20 protein-coding genes are annotated in these 22,268 nt (G+C 51.8%); 7 read left to right on the forward strand and 13 right to left on the reverse strand.

The genetic code is table 11. The features are described from left to right. Nucleotides 1-17: 17 nt before the first annotated feature. Together PsWM33_RS25515 and PsWM33_RS25520 are read right to left on the reverse strand one after the other, a co-directional pair. Nucleotides 18-3,767: an AAA family ATPase gene (locus PsWM33_RS25515; protein ID WP_063302096.1), complete on the reverse strand. Its 3,750-nt coding sequence runs from the start codon at nt 3,765-3,767 to the stop codon at nt 18-20. Then, the gene (locus tag PsWM33_RS25520) at nt 3,767-5,014 is read right to left on the reverse strand and encodes an exonuclease SbcCD subunit D (RefSeq protein ID WP_063302097.1); all 1,248 of its coding nucleotides are present in this window, start codon (nt 5,012-5,014) and stop codon (nt 3,767-3,769) included. The genes PsWM33_RS25515 and PsWM33_RS25520 overlap by 1 nt, the downstream gene beginning before the upstream one ends. Before the next feature lie 379 nt (nt 5,015-5,393). On the opposite strand from PsWM33_RS25520, the gene PsWM33_RS25525 reads away from it, so the two are divergent. From PsWM33_RS25525 to PsWM33_RS25545, 5 genes are all read left to right on the forward strand, one after another. After that, nucleotides 5,394-6,125 (forward strand): pirin family protein, encoded by a 732-nt coding sequence (locus PsWM33_RS25525; RefSeq protein WP_063302098.1) that lies wholly within the window; start codon nt 5,394-5,396, stop codon nt 6,123-6,125. A gap of 160 nt (nt 6,126-6,285) precedes the next feature. Continuing rightward, nucleotides 6,286-6,648: an ArsR/SmtB family transcription factor gene (locus PsWM33_RS25530; protein ID WP_063302099.1), complete on the forward strand. Its 363-nt coding sequence runs from the start codon at nt 6,286-6,288 to the stop codon at nt 6,646-6,648. A 22-nt stretch (nt 6,649-6,670) separates the two neighbouring features. After that, nucleotides 6,671-7,081, forward strand: coding sequence for an arsenate reductase (glutaredoxin) (arsC, locus tag PsWM33_RS25535; RefSeq protein ID WP_063302100.1), 411 nt, complete (start codon nt 6,671-6,673; stop codon nt 7,079-7,081). A gap of 3 nt (nt 7,082-7,084) precedes the next feature. Next, entirely contained in the window at nt 7,085-7,810 is a 726-nt protein-coding gene (gene arsH, locus PsWM33_RS25540) for an arsenical resistance protein ArsH (protein ID WP_063302101.1), read from the forward strand. A 284-nt stretch (nt 7,811-8,094) separates the two neighbouring features. After that, the gene (locus PsWM33_RS25545; protein WP_063302102.1) at nt 8,095-8,964 is read left to right on the forward strand and encodes a BadF/BadG/BcrA/BcrD ATPase family protein; all 870 of its coding nucleotides are present in this window, start codon (nt 8,095-8,097) and stop codon (nt 8,962-8,964) included. Nucleotides 8,965-8,992: 28 nt separating this feature from the next. Here the strand turns inward: PsWM33_RS25545 and PsWM33_RS25550 are convergent, their stop codons facing one another. The 5 genes from PsWM33_RS25550 to PsWM33_RS25570 all read right to left on the reverse strand — a co-directional run bounded on the left by PsWM33_RS25550 (nt 8,993) and on the right by PsWM33_RS25570 (nt 13,522). Then, nucleotides 8,993-9,595, reverse strand: a complete 603-nt coding sequence (locus tag PsWM33_RS25550; protein ID WP_063298304.1) for a curlin repeat-containing protein — start codon at nt 9,593-9,595, stop codon at nt 8,993-8,995. A gap of 41 nt (nt 9,596-9,636) precedes the next feature. Further along, nucleotides 9,637-10,161 (reverse strand): curlin repeat-containing protein, encoded by a 525-nt coding sequence (locus PsWM33_RS25555; RefSeq protein WP_063302103.1) that lies wholly within the window; start codon nt 10,159-10,161, stop codon nt 9,637-9,639. A 117-nt stretch (nt 10,162-10,278) separates the two neighbouring features. Then, a complete protein-coding gene (locus PsWM33_RS25560; RefSeq protein ID WP_063302104.1) occupies nt 10,279-11,838 on the reverse strand; it encodes a curlin in 1,560 nt (519 codons plus the stop codon). Between the two features lie 250 nt (nt 11,839-12,088). Beyond that, the gene (locus tag PsWM33_RS25565) at nt 12,089-13,039 is read right to left on the reverse strand and encodes a CsgG/HfaB family protein (RefSeq protein ID WP_057465680.1); all 951 of its coding nucleotides are present in this window, start codon (nt 13,037-13,039) and stop codon (nt 12,089-12,091) included. A 15-nt stretch (nt 13,040-13,054) separates the two neighbouring features. Next, nucleotides 13,055-13,522: a curli assembly protein CsgF gene (locus PsWM33_RS25570; protein WP_208860170.1), complete on the reverse strand. Its 468-nt coding sequence runs from the start codon at nt 13,520-13,522 to the stop codon at nt 13,055-13,057. Between the two features lie 963 nt (nt 13,523-14,485). Here PsWM33_RS25570 and PsWM33_RS25575 point away from each other — a divergent pair. Next, on the forward strand, nt 14,486-15,151 hold the full coding sequence (locus PsWM33_RS25575) for a ParA family protein (RefSeq protein ID WP_063302105.1): 666 nt from the start codon (nt 14,486-14,488) through the stop codon (nt 15,149-15,151). A gap of 7 nt (nt 15,152-15,158) precedes the next feature. Beyond that, nucleotides 15,159-15,509 (forward strand): hypothetical protein, encoded by a 351-nt coding sequence (locus tag PsWM33_RS25580; RefSeq protein ID WP_063302106.1) that lies wholly within the window; start codon nt 15,159-15,161, stop codon nt 15,507-15,509. A gap of 41 nt (nt 15,510-15,550) precedes the next feature. Here the strand turns inward: PsWM33_RS25580 and PsWM33_RS25585 are convergent, their stop codons facing one another. From PsWM33_RS25585 to PsWM33_RS25610, 6 genes are all read right to left on the reverse strand, one after another. Then, entirely contained in the window at nt 15,551-16,351 is an 801-nt protein-coding gene (locus PsWM33_RS25585; protein ID WP_063302107.1) for a DNA adenine methylase, read from the reverse strand. A 222-nt stretch (nt 16,352-16,573) separates the two neighbouring features. After that, the gene (locus tag PsWM33_RS25590) at nt 16,574-16,801 is read right to left on the reverse strand and encodes a hypothetical protein (RefSeq protein WP_063302108.1); all 228 of its coding nucleotides are present in this window, start codon (nt 16,799-16,801) and stop codon (nt 16,574-16,576) included. Between the two features lie 174 nt (nt 16,802-16,975). Next, on the reverse strand, nt 16,976-17,410 hold the full coding sequence (locus PsWM33_RS25595) for a hypothetical protein (protein ID WP_063302109.1): 435 nt from the start codon (nt 17,408-17,410) through the stop codon (nt 16,976-16,978). Continuing rightward, nucleotides 17,407-17,877: a lysozyme gene (locus PsWM33_RS25600; RefSeq protein ID WP_063302110.1), complete on the reverse strand. Its 471-nt coding sequence runs from the start codon at nt 17,875-17,877 to the stop codon at nt 17,407-17,409. The genes PsWM33_RS25595 and PsWM33_RS25600 overlap by 4 nt, the downstream gene beginning before the upstream one ends. Before the next feature lie 189 nt (nt 17,878-18,066). Beyond that, nucleotides 18,067-19,566 carry a GSCFA domain-containing protein gene (locus PsWM33_RS25605; RefSeq protein WP_063302111.1) on the reverse strand — a complete coding sequence of 500 codons (1,500 nt, stop codon included), beginning with the start codon at nt 19,564-19,566 and terminating at the stop codon, nt 18,067-18,069. 59 nt (nt 19,567-19,625) lie between these two features. Next, a complete protein-coding gene (locus PsWM33_RS25610) occupies nt 19,626-22,232 on the reverse strand; it encodes a hypothetical protein (protein ID WP_063302112.1) in 2,607 nt (868 codons plus the stop codon). Between the last annotated feature and the right edge of the window lie 36 nt (nt 22,233-22,268).

Raw genomic sequence — 22,268 nt, forward strand, 5'->3', positions numbered from 1 at the left:
GCATCCAGCAGGACTTATCACCATCCTGCTGGTGCATTCACCGCCACACGGCTACGTCCGGCTCCCTGCCTAACCACCTGAACCTGAACCGGAATTCTGTCCTTCAGCGCTTCCACATGGCTAATGACGCCAACTTTTCTCCCCTGCCCCTGCAGCATCTCCAGCGCATCAATGGCAAGGTCGAGGCTTTCAGCATCCAGAGAACCAAACCCTTCGTCGATAAAGAGCGTATCAACGAACGATTGGCGGCCTTCCAAACCGGACAGGGCAAGTGCAAGGCTAAGCGAAATAAGGAAGCGTTCTCCGCCACTTAGCGAGCGTGTGGAGCGCGGTGTGTCGCCCATATCGCGGTCGATGACGAACAGGCCAAGGCCAAAGTCAGCCCGTTTCAGCTGGTACCGTGGTTTGAGCTGATGCAGCTGCTTGTTGGCCAGCTCCACCAGCAAATCGAGAGTAACGCCCTGCGCCACCTTCTGGAACTTGGAGCCATCCGCAGAACCAATCGCTTCCGAAATCGCACCCCATGTCTTGGCAGTCTCTTTCGCTTCCAACAACAAACCCATGATTTGCTGGGCCTTTTCCCGCGCTTCCGCATCAACTCGCAGTTTTTCAGAAAGAACGCCTTTGCTCACCTGCAATTCCGCAAGCGCCTGCTTTGAGGCTTCCAACAACGAGGATAACTCCTCCTGCGGCTTGTCTGGCAAAGGCAGAGCCTCAACCGCAACAAGCTCCTTCTCCCAGGTGGAAACAGCAGTTTGCGTTGCTAAGTAAGCGTCATCCAGCATCTTCAGCTCTGAGGCCAGTGCGTCCAACTCCTGAGAGCACCGCTCCTGCAATCCGTCATAGGCATCTTTCGTCAGCCCCAAGCTCACCAGTTCTGCATTTAACCTGTCAGCACAGTCGCTTAGCGCAGAAGCCGCTTTTGCCTCCGCAGCTTTTGCGGCTGCCAATCCAGCCTCAATGCGCCCGAATTCTTCTCTTGCGTTGTTTTGTGCGTTGCTAACGTTATTTTTGCGTTCTTTTGCGTTGCTGTGTTTTTCAGAAAATGCCGCCCGATGCGCCCCGGTCGCCATCCCGCCCAACAACAGTTTCCGCTCTGCAGAGCGCTCCTGATGCAACAGGCGCAGCTGCTCCAACTGCCTCAGCAACTCGCCGGAGGATTTGGCCAGTCCATCCCGCCGTTCACTCAAACCACTCGTTTTCTGGTCCAGAGATTGCAGCGCGGCAGACGTTGTTCCCTCCTGCTGCTCCAGTTGCTCCCAGGTGGAGATACGCTCCTGCAAATTCGCCTTCAGCGCTGGTAACTCGGCACCAAGGGACCCGAACACCATGCCACCAGCCAGCAGCGTTTCACCAAGCCGCTGTTCCAATCGCGACTGTGCCTCAAAGTTCTCGGTATGACGACCTTCCACGCCAGAAAGCTCTACCTTGATAGATGAAACCTCTTCAGCCTTGCGAGCCTGGTCACCAACTGCTTTCTGGTGTGCATCCCCCAACCCACGCAGCATGACATCCAGCTGCTCCAGCTCTTGACGCAGCACGTCTTCCTGAACAAGAACGGCACGTAGAGCCTCAACCTGTGTCGCCACTTGCGCAAGCACAGCATCCAGCAGGTCCGGCGCATCAAGCAAGCCATCAAGAGCAAACGCCACCTCAACCGGCGGCGCCAAAGCAGCCCACTGTTCTTCCGCCTCAGCCCGAAGCGCATCGGCCTCACTGGCATAGCGTTCCATCAGCGCAGAAGCATTTTTCTGCGATGCCTCACAGGCAGCAAGCTGGCCGTTGATCTCGTCTAGGTTTCGCTGCGCAGCTGCGCGAGCTTCTTCCGCTTCCTTGCGCTGTAGAAACACGTCGCCGAACAGCGTGTCCAACGCAGCCCGGCCCTCCTGTGTATCTACGGGGTGATGGTCAGAACCACAGACCGGACATGGTGCATCATCCACCAGCTCGGCACGCAACAGCTTCACCTGATCGCCTTGCGCCGCTTCAGCAAGAGTGGAAAGGCCGCGCGCTTTCTCAAGGGCTTCTCCCCGAAAAGTCAGCTCACTGGTTGCTTTGCCTTTCGCCTGCTGCAGCCCGGTCATCTGGTCCACCAGCTTCTTCCAGGTCTCACTCTCAGCCTGCTTGTTACGCTTGGCTTTTAAAAAGTGGCGAGACGTTTCCTGCAGTTTTTCAGCCCGCTGACGGAATGTAGAAAGCTGCTCCATGCTTTTACGGGCATTATCTGCACCAAGAGCGGAAATCTCGCCTTTCTTGGCAGCAAACGCGCCTTCACACCCTTCCAGATCAGAAACAAACTGCTCTAGCTGGGCAGAAAGAGTGCTCTGGATATCGCTCAACTCACTCTCGCGCTTGCGCATCTCCACAAGACGGGTCGCATCATTCGTAAGCGCAACCTGAACCCGCTCAAACTCATCCAGATCCGCAATCAGGCTATCCTGACGATCCTTCAAAATCTTGGTCGCACTCAGCCGTCCCATCTGCTCTTTCACAGTGGCTTGCAACGCCTTCTGCTCTTCCAGCGATTTTGTATGCTCTGCTAGCGCTGCTTCCGCCTGCCTGGCCTCCGCCGCAGCTGTGTCAGATCGCTCCCGCAGCTGTTTGCCCTCATCCTCAAGCTCACCCAGCTTGGTGTCCAGTTGTTCTGCCGCACTCCATTCCGGTGTCAACTTGGCGAGTTCAGCTTCCAGCTCATTGAAAACCGCATCAGCCTGTTTGGCCTGCTCTTCCTTGCCAGCAAGGTCTTTGCGGGCACCTTCCAGCATCACCCGGCTTTTTTCAGCAGCGGCACGCGTGCCCGCAACATCCTTCTCGGCCTCAACTACACGGTGGTTCACAGGCTCAAGAGATTTAATGCGTTCAAATTGCGCCTTCAGATCCCGCTTGGCCTTCGCATTTTCATGGCGGGCCTTCAACGCCACAAACTCATCCTGCGCAGACGCCAGCTTTGTCTTCGCTTCATCCAGTTTCTGCAAATGCCCCAGAGACTTGGCAATCGCATCCATATCTGACTGAACAGACTTGGATTGCTTCTCCAACTCTTCTGACTGCCCCACAAGAGCAGTGCGTTCTTCCTCTTCTAAAAGACCAGCCACATCAGACTTTTCTTCCAGTTTTGAGGCTACATCCTTCGCATCAGTAAAGCGCTGGAAAATCTGCTTGGAAATATCCCTGTAGCGCTGCGTGCCCGTCACTTTTTCAAGCAAGGCAGCGCGCTCGTTGTCATTGGCTTTCAGGAAGGCATCAAAATCCCCCTGCGCCAACAAAACCGTACGCTTGAACTGGTCATAGGTCAGGCCCAATCGCTCTTCGACAGCCGCATCCACCTGTTTGATGCCGCTCTCAACCGCAGCATTGTCTTCAATGCGAACCAGCGAGCGTTCCACATTTTGCAAACGTCCTGATGCTTTGTTACGAGCCCGGCGCACAGTCCAACGCGCGCGGTATCCCGTTCCATCCGCGCCAACAAAGTCCGCCTCGGCAAAGCCAGAGGCAGCACCACGTGTGAGTACGGTACGCGGGTTTGTTTCTCGAAGCTCAGCACCGGCAACGTCCGGCACACTGTCGCTGCTTCCCGCAGCGCTCAAACGCGGGCATTGCCCAAACAGCGCAAGACACAGGGCGTCCAGCAATGTGGACTTGCCCGCTCCCGTTTCTCCGGTAATCGCGAATAAACCAGCCCCGTTCAAAGGCTCCTGTTCAAGGTCAATCTCAAACGGAGCCGCCAGGCTGGCAAGGTTTTCGCCACGCACCGCTAGAATACGCATTACTCAACCTCCGCTTCTGCGATAGCGCGATAAAAATAGTCCAGATGTTTGGCTTCCGGCTCGACGCCGTGCACCCGCTCAAAAGCAGATTTGAAAAGCTCATCCGGTTGAACTTCCGAAAGGCGAATGAGGCTCTCAGCCTCCGCACTTATTGGCTCCTGCGGTTTTTGCCGCAACACCGAAACACCAGCACTGCGCACTGGATATTGCGCAAGGATCTGATCCACCTCAGCTTTCAAGCCACCAGCGGAAACCTGCGGTCGCAAGTCCACATGCACAAACGGCTGTTGCTCCACTGGCAGGTCCGCATCCAGTTCCAACGCATCCAGCGCAGGCACCAGCTCTTCAAGCAACAAACCACCATCGCCCTTCAAGCGATGGAAGGGCACAGGCCGTGTCAACTCGAGCCTCTCAAGCGAAAGCACGCCAGCATCAGAAAAGCTCAGCAGATTAACGCCGTGCTTGTAATGCTGCTCGGTGACAGAAAGAGGAAACGGAGACCCAGAATAGCGGATGGTCTCCTTGCCCACCTTCTGTGGCTTGTGCAAATGCCCAAGCGCCACATAGGTCAGATCATCAGGAAACTGCTCCCACGGCATGGCATGCTCACCACCAATCAGAATACGGCGCTCCGCCCCTTCTGATTCCAAACCACCAGCCACATGCAAGTGGCCCGTCGCGATAAGGGGCATCTCGCCAATCTGCTCACGAGCCTGCTGAACAGCCCCCTCATAAAGCTCCGCTACAGCCCGCACCACCGGTGAGCCCTCTTCAGAGGAGGAAAAGCTGAGCCCCGGCAAGTCTGTTGCACGAGGAAACGGCAGCGCCAGCACATAGGCTTTCACAGCACCATCACTGTCTTGAAGCGGCACAAGATGATGGGAAAGATCCAGCCCACCGTCTTGTCGGCGCACCATACCAACCGCCTGCACGCCAATCTTTTGAAACAGCACACCCGGCGCTTCCACACGTCCGGCAGGGTCATGATTGCCAGCAGTCAGCACTGTCACAAGATGCGGGCGCTTTTCCCGAAACCGGGCCAAAGCCTCATACAGCATTTGCGTGGCGTCTGCGGATGGGTTCTGGTTGTCAAACACGTCTCCTGCCACAACCAGCGCGTCCACCTCATGGCGTTCAATCAACTCTTCAAGCTCCATGAAGAATTGTTGATGCTCATAGGTGCGCGACCAGCCGTTCAGACTCTGGCCAATATGCCAGTCTGCTGTGTGCAGGATTTTCAACGCCATACTACCTGTTCCACGCTCCAAGACTTGAATGCAGCCGTTTTGAAGGACAGCTGCATCATGACTCGGAAATGTTTCATTAACCAATCCGCAAATTAGGCATAGGGTTTACACAGAAGTCTTTAAAGCGTGGCGCTAACCCACAGATTTAGGGGCTTTGGCACAAGTAGCGCACAGGAATCTGTTCTGGCACCTCCCCCTGCGAAATTTTCGTGAAATTAAGAGGCGATTTTCGCAGCTTCCGCAAACACACGCCGAATCTGTTCGTTCACTAATGACGAACAATCAGATCACCAAAGCTTACCTTGTTCATTCTGAGCACTAGAATATCTTTAAGGGCATGACGACACCACTGTAAATATTAAGAAATCAGGAGAGCCCCATGTCTACGATCGCAACTGATTTAAGAGTCAAAATTCGCCCAGCTCAGGAGCGTGGCCACGCCGATGCAGGCTGGTTGAAGTCCGCCCACTCTTTCAGCTTCGCCAGCTATTTTGACCGCAATAACATGAACTTCCATAATCTGCGCGTCATCAACGATGACTGGGTCGGCCCAGATGGTGGCTTCCCCATGCACCCTCATGAGAACTTCGAAATCTTCTCTTACATGCTGGAAGGCGCACTGGAACACAAAGACACCATGGGCAACGGCAGCACCGTGCACAAAGGTGGCATCCAGTTCATGAGCACCGGCACCGGCGTGCAGCACTCCGAGTTCAACCCATCCAGCACGGACGAAACGCACCTGCTCCAGATCTGGCTGATCCCAGACCGCAAAAACACCACGCCCCGCTATGAAATGCTGGAGCTGAGCGAAGAAGCCCGCAACGGTAAACTCCAGCTGTTCCTCTCTCAAGATGGCCGTGACAGCTCCATCCGCACAGAGGCCGCCGCCAATATCTATTCCGGCAAGCTGGATGGTGCTGACACCATCAGTTTTGAACTGGCAGATGAGCGTGCCGTCTACGTGCACGTGGCGCGGGGCGAAGTGCAGATAGGCGGCCAAACGCTGACAGATGGCGATGCCATTGAAGCAGAAGGCCAGGGCACACTGGAGCTGACCAACGGCAAAGGCGCAGAGGTCATTCTCTTCCACCTGTCACCACGCAGCTAAACACAGCGCACATCCCCCATCTGGACCACCCAATGCCTGGCAGGTTGGCATTGGCTTAAAGGGAGGGAGGCACTCCTCAAAAACAATAAATGCCTCCCTCTCCTTTCTCCTTCAAAAAACTCTCATTGCAATACTACAAGGATATTTGTAGTATTCTCACATGACTGAGAATTCTAAGGGTGATACCGCCACAGATTTACAGGAAGACGACGCCGTCGCAGCACTCGCCGCACTGGCGCATAAGGACAGGCTTGCCGCCTTCCGCCTCATCCTGACAGCAATGCCTGAGGGCCTGCCTTCTGGACAGATCGCCAAGGACCTGTCCATCGCCCCAACACGTATGTCCTTCCACCTCGCAACGCTTGAACGCGCCGGGCTCCTCACCGCCCAGCGCGAAGGGCGTGTCGTGCGTTATGCCATTGCCCCGCACACCATGCGCGGCCTGCTTCACTTCCTCACGCAGGATTGCTGCAACGGCGATCCAACCCTGTGTCTGGACTTCAACCCGTTCCCTTGTCGTTGACCGACCCCATCGGAGAGACCAAATGAACCCGACCATCTACCACAATCCAAAATGCGGCACCTCCCGCAACACCCTCGCCATGCTTAAGCAAGCAGGCATGGAACCAGAGGTTATTGAGTACCTCAAAACCCCACCTTCCCGCGCTACACTGGAAAAGCTGATCAAAGACAGCGGTCTCACTGTGCGCGAAATCCTGCGCAAAAAAGGCACGCCCTACGAAGAACTCGGCCTCGACGATGAAAAGTGGACCGACGCCCAGCTCATCGACTTCATCGAGCAACACCCAATCCTCATGAACCGCCCCTTCGTGACCACCGACAAAGGCACCCGCCTCTGCCGCCCATCTGACGTCCTGCTGGAAATTCTGGATGAAGAGCAGATCGGTGCATTCACCAAGGAAGATGGCGAAGTCGTCATTCCGGCAAAGGGTTAAGCCGTGTCTGAGACTTCTTTCGATCTGACAGATCTGCCAAAGGTGGAGGCCGACAGCTTCCACCCCATCAACACCAGTGCTTTGCGCAAAGACGACGCGCCAGACCATGCCCCGCGCATCCTGCTGCTCTACGGCTCCCTGCGCAAACGCTCCTTCTCTCGCCTCGCGGTGCTGGAAGCCCAGCGCATTCTGGAACAGCTCGGCGCGCAAACGCGCATCTTCAACCCAAGCAGCCTGCCACTGGCTGATGACGCAGAGCCGGACCACCCCAAGGTGCAGGAACTGCGCGAGTTGATGATGTGGTCCGAAGGTCAGGTCTGGTGCTCACCAGAGCGCCACGGCTCCATGACCGGCATCATGAAAACCATGATTGACTGGGTGCCCCTCTCCGTCGGTGCTGTCCGCTCAACTCAAGGCAAGACACTGGCCCTGATGCAGGTCAGCGGCGGCTCCCAAAGCTTCAACGCCGTCAACCAGATGCGCGTTCTGGGCCGCTGGATGCGCATGATGACCATCCCCAACCAGTCCTCCATCCCAAAGGCTTTTCTGGAGTTTGACGAAGACGACCGCATGAAACCCTCGTCCCTCTACGACCGCGTAGTGGATGTCATGGAAGAACTCATGAAGTTCACCCACCTCACCCGCGGCCACTCCGACTACCTGACCGACCGCTACTCCGAACGCAAAGAAACCGCAGCAGAACTTTCTGCCCGGGTGAACACGAAGTAAGACTGGTACACCTCACGGCAAGGGGCTCTGCTCTCAGCCAGCAAGCCATCACATCATAAGCGCGCTGCAGCCTCAAAAACCTCAGCGCGCTTATGGTCTTCGAGGAACAACACCGGGTAAACCGCTTGCTCATCAACAAACTGGTCAGCTAACACATCCTATTCCAGCCACCGTCAACACTCTCCCTCAAACCACCGCCCGCTAAAACTGACAAGTCTCAACCATGCATTAAACACCTGCTGCCATACACAGCAGTGGGATTGGAACAAACAGAGGCAAGCTTCATGGATTACATTCTGGGTGTTGATGGCGGTGGCTCCAGTTGTCGTGCTGCAATCGCAACGGCAGATGGACGTTTGTTGGGACGCGGCAAAGCCGGATCAGCCAACATCTACAGCGACCCGACCCAGAGCCTCAGCTCCATTCTCCATGCCGCCAAAGAGGCCTGCAAGGACGCAGGACTGACAGAAGAGGCCTTGCAACAAACATTCGCAGTACTGGGGCTGGCAGGCGCCAACGCCCACAATGACCCTATCGGCCTTGCTGAAAACCTGTCGTTCGCCGCCGTTCAGGTCGTCTCCGACAGCTTAATCGCATTGGAAGGCGCTCATGATTCTGACGACGGTGTCATCGGCATCCTCGGCACAGGGTCCAACTTCATGGCCCGCAAAGGCGAAAAGCACTATTACCTCGGAGGCTGGGGCTTCCATTGCGGAGATCAGGGCAGCGGCGCCAAAATGGGCGAACGCGCGCTGGAAGAAGCCTTGCTCGCCCACGACGGCCTGCGCAGCCTATGCCCGTTAACGGAGCACATTTTGCGCCAGTTTAACGACGATCCGCGTAAGCTTTCCGAGTTTGCCCGCACCGCAAAGCCAAAAGACTTTGGCGAGTTCATGCCCATCATCCTCGTCTATGCCAAGCAACAAAGCCGCCTTGCCCTCGACATTGTCGAGGAAGGCACCACCTACGTGGCCTCCGCCCTGCGGCTTTTAAGCGATGACGGCAAACTCCCCATCGCTTTGCTTGGAGGCCTGAGCCATGCCTACGACTCGTTTCTGCCTCCGGACCTGAAGCAGTTCATTGTGCCCGCCAAGAACGACGCCCTGCGCGGGGCCCTGGCAATGGCCGAACGTGAGAACGCCCTGAACACCTGAAGCTCGCCTCTGCAAAAGTCTGGCCAGTCTACTGCTGATGCACCATCACAGTATTGCCTGGCGCATAGACAGTAAGCGTATTGCCAGCAGCAACATCTGAAGTTTTAAGCCCGTTCCCACGCTGTGTGTAAAGCACATTGGTCCCGTTGCTCGTCACAGCAAGCCCGGCTTCGTTGTTATTGCCATGTTGCCATAACGTGCCCTTGGAACTGCTGCCAGACACCTCCACAGCCCCCTGATTGGCATCCCCCGTCTGGAACAGGTTACCGGTTGAATTATCACCCGAAATCACAACACTCGCATCATTGCCAACACCAGCAGCAGAAGGCGCGAGAAAGCTGTTGCGCACAGCAAGCGCAGCAACATTATCTGCTGTATCCAACGTGTTTTTGGAAGCGCCAAAAATCTTGCCAACAAACCATGTTCCGCGCAAAGCCTGTTGCCCCAGACCTGCAGCAAGAGTGTCTCCACCTTGCAAAACAGTAGCCTCACTGTTGCTCGCACTTTGCGAAACCTGAACTTCGTGATTGTCCCCCACCTGCCGGATGAGAGCCGTGTTCCCATCACCTGCAAAAGCCGCAGACTGCATCAAAACAGATGCCAGAATAAAACCAGCTAATTTCCTAAACATATCCATCACCCGAAAATTCGGAGCGAGGAGCCCACTGAAGGCTATTGCCCCTGCATGATACTCAGAGAATTTCCATCTCCAAATTGATTGAAGAGCGCGCGGTTGTTGTTCCCGAACTGCCCCACCAGCGCATTGTTGTTGTGCCCATAAGCTCTGCCAGAGAGCGCATTGCCATATCCATATTGGATAAACCCAAAGCCATTCCCGGTTCCCTCAGCCTCATAAAGCACCGTATTCCCGGTCCCAATGATCAGCCCCTGCCCGGCAACCGGAGAGTTAGGTACATCACTCACAAGTTCCGGCATCACGGGAAGGATCAAAGTAGCGTAACTTTCTTCTAGCCCCCGAAGACTGATGGTGTTCCCACCAAACTCCGTCACTTGAGGAATGTTACCCGTAAACACCTTCGCGCTCTTGTCCTCCAGTAGTTGAGAGGTTGAGGCACCCTGCTGATACCCAGAGACATCAACTTGCGGAATAACCGCCATTTCCTGGGCAGAAACTCCAGAAAGAGCACCACAAACAGCACTACCAAAAACGAAAAAACCAACACGCCCAAACAACATTGCAATGCTCCGGAAGTGGACTACGCCACTCCCATCACATCACAGCGGTTTCTATTTTTTCTGGATTCAGTCACTAAAACTAAAAAGACCCCGGCCCGTAGGCCGGGGGAAAAAGACTTACCAGTTGGAGCCCATCAATGTATTGAACGGAACAGAACTGTCAGTCACGATAGCTGGAACTCCCACACTGGCAGCCCCCTGATTAATGGTCGCAGAGTTGCTGTCACCCGTCTGGCTGACATTAGCAACGTTGAAGTCGCCCTTCTGGCCAACCATTGCTCTGTTGTGGCTTCCCATCACAGAGACGCCGGCTTCGTTGTAATCACCGATCTGCCCGACCTGAATGTGGTTATCATTGCTGGTAGAAGCGTCAGTCCGATTACCAACATTACCGGTGATAGAGTTGCCTGTACCGTTCTGGGTGAGGAAGATCTTGTTCTGATCACCATTAACGTCTTCAAAATCGATGTTGTTGCCATCACCACCTTTTTGAATGAACTGCAGGCGGTTATAGCTACCATCAACAACACCAACAGTTACGCCGTTGTCGCTTGTCGTCTGCAACACATAGAACTTGTTGAGGTTCGGACCATTCAAGCCATCAATGTAAACGCCGTTGTTATCACCAGACTGCTTCACAGCAATATACTGCCGATCGCCCCATGAATAACCGGAGAAGGCATTGCCAGCACCAGACTGCTGAATGGAAACTTTGCCGTTAGTACCAGCACCCACGTAGTCAACTGTGTTGGAGTCTCCAGCCTGACGCGCACGGATCATAAAGTTACTGCCGTTTAGACTGACATCAATATCCTGCATGTCACCAGTCTGGCGGTATCCAGCATCATTCATGTCACCTTCAATGACAGATTTGGTGTAGGACTGATTTGAACCAGCATCCTGAACCAGATCGACCATATTGCCGACACCTCTGGACTCAAGCCAGAAGTTGTTGCGCGAGCCATTCTGAAGAGCTGATGTGTCGTTGGCAGAACCAACCTGAATCAGCTTAGCACCATGGGATGGACCTTCAACAACAGGAGTACCTGTTCCTGTTGGATCTGGTGGAACATCATCAATATTAGCGCCGTTAAAGTCCCCACGCTGACGAATTGAAGCAGTGTTTACACCACCAGTTACAGAGGTATTTTCCTGCCTAACCTTAGCAACAACGTTGGTGTCACCACGCTGGTCAATTGTCAGGCTGTTCTGTAAGGCAACAGCACCGGCCTGACCGGTCTGATTTACACGCCAGACACGATGATCAGGAGTACGATCAGAAGGAGAGCCATTTGCACGCTGCAAGATACTTGCAGTGTTCTGGTCACCAGACTGACTAACATTTCTTACCATCTGATTGTTATCTTGGTTGATGGAAAGAGTATTGCTAGCGCCATCCTGCACCATCTGCCCGTCGTACTTACCGCTTGGGCTACGATTGCTACCAGCAATGTTGTTGCTGCCAGTTTGCAGCACAGTTGCGTTATTACCACCACCTGCAGTGTTGGTCTGCACTACAATCGCATCGTTGCTGTCGCCAATCTGGGTGATTGTACCCGTGTTGCCTGCACCAGCAAGATTTACCTGGCTCAGGGAAGATGCATTACCATCTCCCGCATGTGCAGCAGCAACTGAAAATGCCAAAGCTGAACATGACAAAATAAGAATTTGCTTCATAATTACGAACCTTCACCTATAATAGTTCGGGTGAGCAAAGGAGATTGTAACCAATCACATTTGCTCCGTTGCGACATGAGGGTGTGTGAGTTTTTGCGAGGTCGCACACCCTCTATTACCGTTTTTACGGTAACCGAGATCTCTTGCCACCAATTCTCATAGTCACTTATTTTCAATGGCTTAGAGAAATTTTGGATCAAGAGGAAAAAGATGGATGTTGTTCTAGAACTGCTGAACATTTTGCAACATCCTAAGATTTCTTATTCGCCCACAGGTTTGACCGTGCCAGTGGAACACTGCCTCTGTAAGGACCCATATTCGATGGGGGGCGAGCCTTTTTAACCTTTACACGCTGGGTGACCTGTGCCTTCTCAGATGTGTATTCCTGATACAAAGCATTGGCTTGAGCCGGGTTCTCAAAACTCCAGGCTCCAACACGCGCCCCTTCCATAACAATGGAGTAAACCGCCTTCTCAATAGCCTGCTGCACAGCAAGGGTGACAGGCTCATTCTTGGTGATACCAGCTTCGGCTTCTAAAATTTCATCCAAAGCGATGTAGCGGAACGCGCCGCCTTTCAGCCCGACAGAGACAACGGATTTTTGAACCATCACGTTGGCCATGACTTCACCGGTCCGTGTGCTGACAGCACGCAGCGAAACAGTCACGTCATCCTGCCGGTAATCCGCATTTCCGCCAATGCCCAGATAACGAGCCCCTAATCCGCCTGTTCGGGTGTTGCTGTCATACCCAACGACACCACCTTCAAACAGAACTCCCGCATAAAGCAGTGGTGGCAGAACCTTCGGATCAACTTTGTCTTCACCCAGATAGATTTTGCGGATCTGCGTAACGATCTGGCGTTCTTTCAGCAAAGCATCAAGATTGCCCCTTTCAACCACGCGGAACCATTTGCGATCCCCGGCATCCTGAAGCGCACGAACCAGCATCGTGTCAGCGCCCTGCGTCACAGATCGTGACAGTGTCTGGACCTTGTCAGACGGCTTATACTGGCCTGTCAGATCTTGATAACTGTAGACAGCAGCGTAAATCGGTTCCTTCGGAGCGGGCAGCTTTTTCAGCTTGCTGGCTTGCACCGAGATCGTTGCAAGTTGAGGTCCGGGACTAAATGCCATGCGTGTTACCGGCCCGCAGGCAGACAACGACAACGCCATGGCAACAACAATAGATTTCTTCATCATATCAATAACCTGGCATTAATTTATGGGAGTACCGTCCTGCAGGACAGGAACCGTGATATCGGTAATGGCACCCGTGCTTTCATCAATAATCTGCAGCTGAATGGAATCTGTGCCGCGAACAAAAGAAACCTTCTGGTCGCCAAAGCTCACAGTGCCGCTGTCTTTCGGATCATCACCAAAAATCGCCTGGGATACCTGATCCGCCAGAGCATAAATCAATCGGTTCTGCAGCTGGCGTACAAACAAATCAGCCAGGCTACTGCCAGAACCATCAGCACCGCTACCAGACCCGGAACCATACTTGTTGCTTCCTCCGACAGTTGCAGTTTTCTGGGCATTCGCCGTTGCAAAAAGGTGGGTAGTATTAGCCGCATATCCGCCAAAGCTCGGATTAGTCGGCTGATAAACAAGTTGTTGTGCGTGAGAGGAGCCAACACTGAGGACACACCCCAGCATAAGCCCGAGAGCAGAATTTAGTCTCATAGCAACCCCTAATCTAACGAGGACTTCACGATAAATTTCTGAGAAAGAAAGTGTCAGTTGTATCGATGTAGCTTTGGTATATTAGGGGAATACTATTGTGTCATCTCTCGACATATCGAGGTATTAGTTTCTTTTAACAAGGTAAGAACCAAGTGATTACTTTAAACTAATTTCACCTAGTAGATGCCTGATAGAATATCTCACATATAAATTCATAGTGGTATAAATATCAATTCTAATAGAGCCCCCACGATTACATCATGCAGATAGCATAAATGCATAACTTGAATGCAAGTTACATCAAGGCAGCCGTTCTAAAAGGGAAATGAACAAGATAGGAAAGGTGGTAGGCCCGGAGGAGCTACAAAAAACCAAAATAATTCAGTACATTCAATAAATGAGTGTCCCGTAATTGCATACAAAGCACTCTTTACAATTCAAGGAGTTAAATTGCAGGTGTCCCACGAGCTGCACCTATCATATCGGGTAGCAAGCCACATTGGCGCAAGCAATCACCTCAAAAATCGGTGGGTCCGAAAACTTCGGTCACACTGCTCGAAGAAGACGAAGGAACGCTGAAGATGGTTGACAACCCCGTCACCTTGGCAGACTTAAAGGAACTCAACGCCCCGGTTCGCGCTCACTGCGACAACTGCCAAAAAACTGCTTACGTCTCGACTGAGGGAATGCCTGAGCACACAATCGTAATTCATATTGCACGAAGGCTGAGATGCTCGCGTTGTGGATCTACCAACATTGTGACCCGCCCTTGCTACCAGCACATGGTGCCGCAACACCCCGGCGAGCAAAGCCGCTAATCTGCTGTAACCTACATTAGTAAACTGTTAGCTGTTTGCTGTTTGCTGTTTGCTATTCGCTATTGCCCGTTATTTGTAACGGATTGTCTGTTATCTGGTGTCTAAATACTGTTGTCTGGCAACTAACTTTTGTTGAGGGCACAGCATGACACACACAATCTCAGTAATTCAGCAGAAAGGTGGCTGCGGTAAATCCACCTTGACCGTCTCACTGGCGAGCATCCTTGCTGGAGAAGGACACAACGTCATCATTCCAGACACCGACGCCTTGCGCTCTTCCTCTTTGTGGGCAGAGCAAGAGGTTGCTTCCCGTGGCGAAATAGATCATGTCCACGAAACGAACGACAACGAAATCTCCGGCTTACTGCGAGAGCTACAAGGCCAGTACAATTACACCCTTGTAGACACAGCAGGCTTTAACACGCGTATCGCTGCATACGTCGCAGCCGCAAGTGATCTGGTCTTAATCCCCTGCACCGCAACGATTGCAGACATCCAAGGTGCGATTAACACCCAACGCTTCCTTTCCAAGCTGAGCGCTGAGATCGGCAAAGCAATCAATAGCGCCGTGGTCCGAACGGACTTCAAACGCGGTCAGATCAATGACGACGCCATCTCAGCTAAACTTACGGAGGAAGCAGACCTCGATGTTCTGGACGCAGTCCTCTGGCAATCCACAACCTTCAAAACTGCTTTGAATACTGGCCAGCATCTCAGAGGGCTAGCAAAGGCCCACTCTCAAGAACTAGTTCGCGAACTTCGCTCTAAGCGCCTCATTCCACCAGCGATCACCCACAAAGAAGCAGCGTGAGGTAGCTATGGGAGACTATAAAACACGAAAACCAAAGCTGATTGATCTTGACACTCCAAAAGCAAAGACCGCCCCAGAAGCCGCTACAGAGCCCACTGAGAGACGTTCAGTGGAAGAGATAATCTCACAGCTAGTACAAGATAGACCAAGCGAGTACGAGGCATTTGTGAACGCCTTACGCAAAGCTGAGAGAAGTAACGTCTCTTACTCTCAGGTTCCCATCCCCATCATTGAAATGATGGAAGCCAGACAAAAGGAACTAGGCTTGCAAAAGAAAGAATATTTCTACCACCTCTTGCGGAATGACGGCTTGAAAATCCCTAGCCCAAAAGAACTTGACGCCCGCAATCGGGGATGATTGCGAGCGTCAAGGTTTCTCATATAAACTGGGTGGTTGAGTTAGTTGGATATAATCAGCTCTGCCACCTTCTTTCCGGTTTCTTTACCGATTGAGTAATTGAGATGCACTTGCTCCAGGTTGAAGCCTTCGAAGGTTGTCCGGACTTCCTCCCGATCATTGATCGAGAGCAGAAAACGACCCCTTATCTCAGATAGTAACTCAGCCATTTGGGCAAAGTCCTTTCTTTCAAATACACCCTTCCCATAGTCCGCCTCACCTCCCCAATAAGGAGGGTCGAGGTAGAAGAGTGTTCCTGCGGAATCGTAGCGAGATAAAACCTCTCGCCAATCTAGATTTTCGATAGTCACAGAACTAAGCCTCGATGCCGCAAGCCTCAGGTTTTCTCGCAACTGGTTTATATCAAACCGCGATGGTCGATCTGGGGAGACACCAAAGGAACGCCCAGTCGACTTCCCACCAAACGACAAGCGCTGTAAGTAATAGAAGCGCACTGCCCTTTGAATGTCCGTCATGTGAGTAGGATCTGCTTTCTTCAAAGCATCAAACTCAGTCCTTGCGGCGAGCATTACACTTAACTCCTGCAGCAATATCTCAGGGTGGCTCCTAAGCACACGAAAGAGAGTGACTAACTCGGAGTTAATATCGTTAATCACCTCGGCTGTTGGCACAGACACCCGGCGAAAGAACACCCCGCCCATACCAAAAAACACATCAACAAACGTTGTGTGTTTGGTCTGCTGAATTCTGCCAACAATCGACTTGGCAAGCTGACTTTTACCTCCAAGGTAAGGCGCGATAGGCTCCGCCTTGACCGGCTCAACTTCTCCAAACAAATTCATAGAGGATAGCTTTCAGGCTTTGGCAATTTTCCCAATGCTGACGATTAACGGGTGTATAGTGTCAGTAGGGAAGAGCCTTTCAGCATTGCCGCAAGCTCTCACGGACTGAGCAATCAGACAGACCGTGGATGGACGTGGTGCAAACACGTCTATCTCCCTGACCATTAGCCAGAGAGAACTCGATCAATTTCGGTTTATCCTCGCATCTGAGGCAAGCCGTGATTAGCCGTCACCTTGCTCTAACTTTTCAATTTGAAGCATCTTTATGCGGGTTTCTAACCGCTTGTTGCGGACATCAACCCAGCGTCCCCAAGCGAGGAGAACTGCACCAATCAGAACTGCGATCAACAGCAAGAGTTGAAGTGCTGGATCCAGATAACTGCTTGCATATCCCAGCGCCCCATACAGGCTTAATCCCGTGAGCGCCCCAGCTTCAGTCTTCGGCGTCATTTCGCATCACCTTTCAAGTTGTCCTGCACGCTGTCGTAAAAGAGCTGCCACCCTTGGCGTTTGGCATCACAAGCGATCAAAGCTGCACGATGCCTAATGGCATCCAGCCCCTTGTCACCACTGATGCCAGGATCTTTACAACTGGCTGTGAGATCTGGTGGAGGATCAGGAAGTCTATAAAGCTTTTCGGAATTTAAGTGACCGCATCCGGTTAACGTAAGCGGGGTCTGAAGGACAAGCAGCAGCAGAGCCCCTCGCCAACTCAAGCTCATAATCTCTTACCTTTTCTTCAAGCCCCCTCATCTGCTGAATGCGCTCCAACAGACCGGAATTAGCTTGTTCTGCAATGATTTTATGGGCTGCAGTTACACGAGTGAGCGCCTTGTAATCTGCTCGCAGCTGAGCAACCTCGGCTTCCCGGTCATGATGAAGAGCAGAGAAGTGCCAGATCGAAACACACAGCAAAGAGACTGCAGCCAGTGTGGAAAGCCAATCAGGGGTGCGCGGATCGAAGCGAGCAAGAAAAGCCAGAGCAGCCCCAGCAAGAGCGCCATAGGCTATCAGTACAACAACACCAAAAGAGAGGAAGGACCCAATAAGCCCTATCATTCCCGCGCCCCTTGCATGCACATTCGATACTCAGCTTGTCGACGATTAACTAACCCCTGTACTTTCCGGCCACCAGCTCGATTAAACCAAGTCGCCGCCTTGCACGCCCCAACCCAATCACCCGAGTTCAGCCGCCGTCTAGCTGTCGATTTGCAAAACGCTCCAGTGCCAATGTTGTATGAAAGGGAAACCATAGCGAGGTAGGTTTTGATTGGTATCTGATCTGGAGGCGTCAAGCATTTGCGCATCCCTGCCTCATGCTCTTTAAGGGAGGCGTTTAGCATAGCGTCACACTCGGCTTTGGTCGCAGTGTCTCCGACCGTCACTCCCTTAGTTTCGCCATAACAAATCGTCGGAACACCAACGAGATCCTCATACGCGCTAGTGCGAAGGCCCTCCCAAGCACCAACGAACGAAACAAGCAGCACCGCAGACGCCCCAACTAGGCGGGTTTTGGTAGTTTTCATCGACATTTCTCCATGAAAAAAGCCGCCCTAAAAAGGGCGGCAGATCACATAAACAATGGAATGCTGGATGGATTTACTATTTCGCGCACAGCATAAAGCAATAGCTGTAATGGCTTGCGCAATCTCACACTCGCCTTGAAAGCGGAGTGTCACAAACAAAAGAGCTGCATATACTTGAGAGTATCCGAGTTATAAAAAATTGAGCTTATCCAGAGCGGTCTTAGTAAGATCACTTTCTGGATCTTGTTCTAAAGATTTTTGGTACATCTCGTAAGCTAGCTCGCTATCAAGTCTCTCAAAAACTTTTCCGCTACGCCGGTAAATCATACCCGCCGCACCCGGCGTAGCACTCACCCACTGATCAACAATTTCAAGCGCCTCTTTCACGCTGCTCTGATCAATATAAGTCTCTAGGGCTTCTTGCCATAATGCATGATTGCGGGATCGCGCATGCAACGATGTTTCTAAGACAATCATTGCTTGACCAAACTCTTTCAACTTTCGCAGCGCCTGAACTTTTAAAGGCTGGATGTTTCCATCAACTTCAAGATCAGACATGAGGTCTAACGCTACTTGTGGCTCACCTCGCTGAATAAGAACCCTCAAATACCAACGAAGAAGTTCCTCATCTGCTGCGATTATGTCTCGGTAATCTTCAAACAGTCTAGTCGCCTCACGCAGTCGAGGCCCAGATTGCAGTCTTTCAAGAATTTTATCTCGTAGGTCTACACCACCCTTTTGAGCATATGCCTTGATCATCCGAGCAACTTGCAGATCAATCACATCGCTTGTGACATGGACTTGATCATCTTCCCAAGCTAGCTTTCGATCTGTGATCATCACAGATTCATAGCTAGGGTAGTAGAACACGTTACCAAAAGAACACGTCAACTCTTCGGCCACAGCCCGTAACACCGACTTGGAGTATGTGTTGGCAACAGCGACATCCATATCTCTATGCGTTGCTTGTAATGGTACTGGAGACACTGTTAGCAGGATGTTCGGTTTACGAGCTTGATTATTCAACAACTCTATCGTTGCACAAAGGTGCTCCAGAACTTCAGCGTAACTAAGCACATGCAGCTGAAACCTGTCTGGGTACTGTCGCATAATGCGAGGCAAAGGCCCGACATTGAGGTAAGTGCTCGTCAAAGTATCAAACCAAACCTCAGACAGACCGAGTGTGATAATCACAGTTTGAGCTTCACAAACCGTTTTGTATGTCTCTGTAATCGCCGTTCGCCTTGAAACAACAACGTCTAATGGAGCGGGACGGATAGTATTAAGTACATGCAGGTCGATGTACTTATCATCTCCAACCTCACAAATGTTTGCGTCAAGATCGTATGAACGTTCAGGATCAAGCGCCCAAGCAAACTCGTTGTAAATTGAAGGCGCACCGAAATTGTTTATTGAGGCATACTGCAATTCTCTGAATTCTGGACGCCGAAACAAATCACGAGCTGGAAGGCGAAACCCCTCTTCAAGTAATCTCTGCTCAACGTATCGAGCAAAACATGAACCAACCGTGAAGATTGTAGATCCCGGTTCTAATGTAAAGCTAGCTTGAATGTCCGGGCGAGCAAGAGGTTCAAATCTATTGTTACGTCCTCTAGCAGGCCAACTTGAGACTGGATTTCCCTTTCTCGCGTTAACCGCATCCCGCCCAGAAATTACATGGAGTGGCATTCCGACCTCCTCGCCTGCAACATTACCAACTCAACGCTAGGTGTTGTTACGCACACATGTCAATCTGAGAATTGTTGAACTGCGACGTGCTTAAGGAACAGATCTTTACCGTCCAACCCATCAGATCCGCCCTGAAAAACACACGAGAACACCTGACTAGGAATGATCGCTGCTGAGAATTCAGCAACCACCTCACTGTCAATGTACATAGTCACATCACCAGTTTCGGAAATCACCATCAAGAAACGTCGATCTTTAATCGAGTTCAGCTGCAATCCGGTATCAATCGATTGGATCACGCCTTCCTTTACCGACAACGCAAAGATGTTTTTATCATCTGAAGCAAAGTCGTGAACGAAACCAACAGCTTCATTAACAACAGTCGTAACATCTGACCCGCTCACAGAAAACAATTTGGTAAACGATGGATCAGCACAAAGACCTGTAAAGCAGTAAGTGTTGTTCGTCGAAACAGCAACTGTGGCTTCCATTTGCAACCCACCTCGCTCTGGGAGCCATATGGAAGCACTGCCAATCTGAACTCCATTCTTCCCTATCGTGCGATCTACATCAGCTCCAGTATGAACTTTGAGCGCAGCATTGCTCAATATCGCCTCAGTTTGAGGATCACTCCCAATATTGAGCTGCCACTTTGTTTGATCGATCTGAATTCCCGTGAAGCTGTCAGATAACTTATCGAGATGACTGTCGGATCCAACAACGCTGTTAGCGTTTGTGGCTAATGGATGAGGTAGGTATGGCTTTGCTTTCTTACTAATCCTGAAAGCAGTATTGGGTGGCACATTGTTGATCGTCACCATACCAAACTCGATACCCTCCACAAAGTCTTGTGCCTCAACAACCGTCGCAAGATCCTCAAACTCAGCGGCAATTTTCAGGTTCTTCACACGCTCAGCACGAACGCCTATCCCGACAGTCTGATCTGTCTTCCCTCGAATATGCCCGCGTATATCAATATGTTTGGCTTGTAGGGAGGAGATATCAATTAAAGGATAGTTTGTATCCCAATTGTCTCCATTCCCCCGAATATGACAATCGACTTTCAGGTCAGAAATCGCCTTCACAACAATCGCTGAGCGCTGGTTACTTTCAAAGTGAATTCCACGTAACTCCGCTCGACGTGCCCCTGTTCCTGCAACAATCGGATTCCCATCCCAACGAATGCCTTCAAGGTTGGTGTTCATACGACCACCAATCCACGACAAGTTCCCATCTTGCGAAACGCGCATAGCTCCAAGGCCCTCTACACCATTAGCCAACAGGCCATTTTGTACCGCTGTTGTGGTGATGATCGGATGGTTGTTGAACATCATCTCGACGATGTACTCGATTGAAGCGTACTTAGTGTTATCAATCATCCAGTCATCTGGAATATCGGAGTAGTCAAGCATTTGCGATGCAAAGAAGGTACATCCATGGATCGCCATCACACCTTCGATATTGATGAAACGCACGGCTCCTTCCAAATGGATGTTCTCCATGCGTGAGCGATTTCCCGGCTTGGCGTTGTAGTTCTCCTGATCACCAGCTGTGAAATAGCAGTTTGTGATTCTATTCAGCCGAGGCGTTACACCACGCAAAGTAGAGCCGTTAATGGTACCACCACCAACCGCCTTGCCATGCTCATTCCAAAAAACGGTTCCACCGGCACAATCAATGGTCCCCAGGTCATGAACGGCAGCCATGTTCTCGCCTTCACAAACTCGCAAGAAGTCTTGAAACTTGTCCCTTTGATCTAACGTATCATGGTCTTTAAGCCCTAGTTGCGAAGCGCGGATCTCGCCAACAATTCCTCTCTTGAAACGACCTACTTTAGCAGGGGCATAAAGCGCATTCGGCAGATCTGAGTTATCCGAGTCGTAAAGAACAACCCCTTGCCCACCATCGCCAGCCGCCTCATTGCCGTTCACCCAAAACTCGGTAACACCAGCCGGAAGATCCAGAAGCTGTGCTGCAGCCAAGGTTGACAACACCTGAGCACTACCTCCAGTCAACGCATCATTTGCAAGGCTTAGAACTTCATCTCGCGCTGCAACTGCCGCCACCGCACTTTCTGTCGCTTGCTGAGCTGCGCCGACAGCATCTCCAGAAAAACTGCATCGCAGCGCCCCATCAGCATTCCGCGTAAGAAGGAAGGCCTTGCCAGCCACAAGATATCCAGCACCAAGCTCCTCACCAGACGGACCGAAGATTTCTTCTCGATCACCATCAATCGAGATAAACGTTCCACCGGCTTCATTGGTGTGTAGTGCTGTTCCAACCATGGCAACGGCGTGACCACTCTCTATCGACCCAATCAGAGTTGCTCTAATTTCCTGAGACGACCCATACACATCCACAAGTCGGCCAAAGGTCAAATCGAGAGCTGCCCGCTTGACCCACTTCGCAGCATTTTCATCCCATGAGTAGTAGCCGTTTTCCGATTTGTTATCAGCCCCTCGCACTTCGGCTTTAATATTTTTGCTGCTACCGGGAACCGAGGCTAACTCGGCTTCAGAAGAAGCGATCACACTCACACCAGATCGCTCCAACCACTTTACGTACTGTCGAAGCTGTGCAAGAGAAACCCGATGGACACCGCTGTCCGCATCTCCACTGACTACATTATCTCGCAAAAACACATCAGGATCATAAGGATGGTTCATCTGTAACCTCATAGAGCAAAGGACACTAAATAAGCG

It is taken from the genome of Pseudovibrio sp. WM33, assembly GCF_001623165.1.
Lineage (GTDB): Bacteria > Pseudomonadota > Alphaproteobacteria > Rhizobiales > Stappiaceae > Pseudovibrio.

Bases quoted from the DNA above. Each gene is read 5' to 3' on its own strand.
- PsWM33_RS25570 (WP_208860170.1), bottom strand. From the start codon at position 13,522: ATGAGACTAAATTCTGCTCTCGGGCTTATGCTGGGGTGTGTCCTCAGT.
- PsWM33_RS25560 (WP_063302104.1), bottom strand. From the start codon at position 11,838: ATGAAGCAAATTCTTATTTTGTCATGTTCAGCTTTGGCATTTTCAGTT.
- PsWM33_RS25515 (WP_063302096.1), bottom strand. From the start codon at position 3,767: ATGCGTATTCTAGCGGTGCGTGGCGAAAACCTTGCCAGCCTGGCGGCT.
- arsC (WP_063302100.1), top strand. From the start codon at position 6,671: ATGAACCCGACCATCTACCACAATCCAAAATGCGGCACCTCCCGCAAC.
- PsWM33_RS25555 (WP_063302103.1), bottom strand. From the start codon at position 10,161: ATGTTGTTTGGGCGTGTTGGTTTTTTCGTTTTTGGTAGTGCTGTTTGT.
- PsWM33_RS25550 (WP_063298304.1), bottom strand. From the start codon at position 9,595: ATGTTTAGGAAATTAGCTGGTTTTATTCTGGCATCTGTTTTGATGCAG.
- PsWM33_RS25585 (WP_063302107.1), bottom strand. From the start codon at position 16,351: ATGAATTTGTTTGGAGAAGTTGAGCCGGTCAAGGCGGAGCCTATCGCG.
- PsWM33_RS25600 (WP_063302110.1), bottom strand. From the start codon at position 17,877: ATGAAAACTACCAAAACCCGCCTAGTTGGGGCGTCTGCGGTGCTGCTT.
- PsWM33_RS25530 (WP_063302099.1), top strand. From the start codon at position 6,286: ATGACTGAGAATTCTAAGGGTGATACCGCCACAGATTTACAGGAAGAC.
- PsWM33_RS25580 (WP_063302106.1), top strand. From the start codon at position 15,159: ATGGGAGACTATAAAACACGAAAACCAAAGCTGATTGATCTTGACACT.
- PsWM33_RS25575 (WP_063302105.1), top strand. From the start codon at position 14,486: ATGACACACACAATCTCAGTAATTCAGCAGAAAGGTGGCTGCGGTAAA.
- PsWM33_RS25520 (WP_063302097.1), bottom strand. From the start codon at position 5,014: ATGGCGTTGAAAATCCTGCACACAGCAGACTGGCATATTGGCCAGAGT.
- PsWM33_RS25595 (WP_063302109.1), bottom strand. From the start codon at position 17,410: ATGATAGGGCTTATTGGGTCCTTCCTCTCTTTTGGTGTTGTTGTACTG.
- PsWM33_RS25605 (WP_063302111.1), bottom strand. From the start codon at position 19,566: ATGCCACTCCATGTAATTTCTGGGCGGGATGCGGTTAACGCGAGAAAG.
- PsWM33_RS25545 (WP_063302102.1), top strand. From the start codon at position 8,095: ATGGATTACATTCTGGGTGTTGATGGCGGTGGCTCCAGTTGTCGTGCT.
- PsWM33_RS25610 (WP_063302112.1), bottom strand. From the start codon at position 22,232: ATGAACCATCCTTATGATCCTGATGTGTTTTTGCGAGATAATGTAGTC.
- PsWM33_RS25565 (WP_057465680.1), bottom strand. From the start codon at position 13,039: ATGATGAAGAAATCTATTGTTGTTGCCATGGCGTTGTCGTTGTCTGCC.
- PsWM33_RS25525 (WP_063302098.1), top strand. From the start codon at position 5,394: ATGTCTACGATCGCAACTGATTTAAGAGTCAAAATTCGCCCAGCTCAG.
- PsWM33_RS25590 (WP_063302108.1), bottom strand. From the start codon at position 16,801: ATGACGCCGAAGACTGAAGCTGGGGCGCTCACGGGATTAAGCCTGTAT.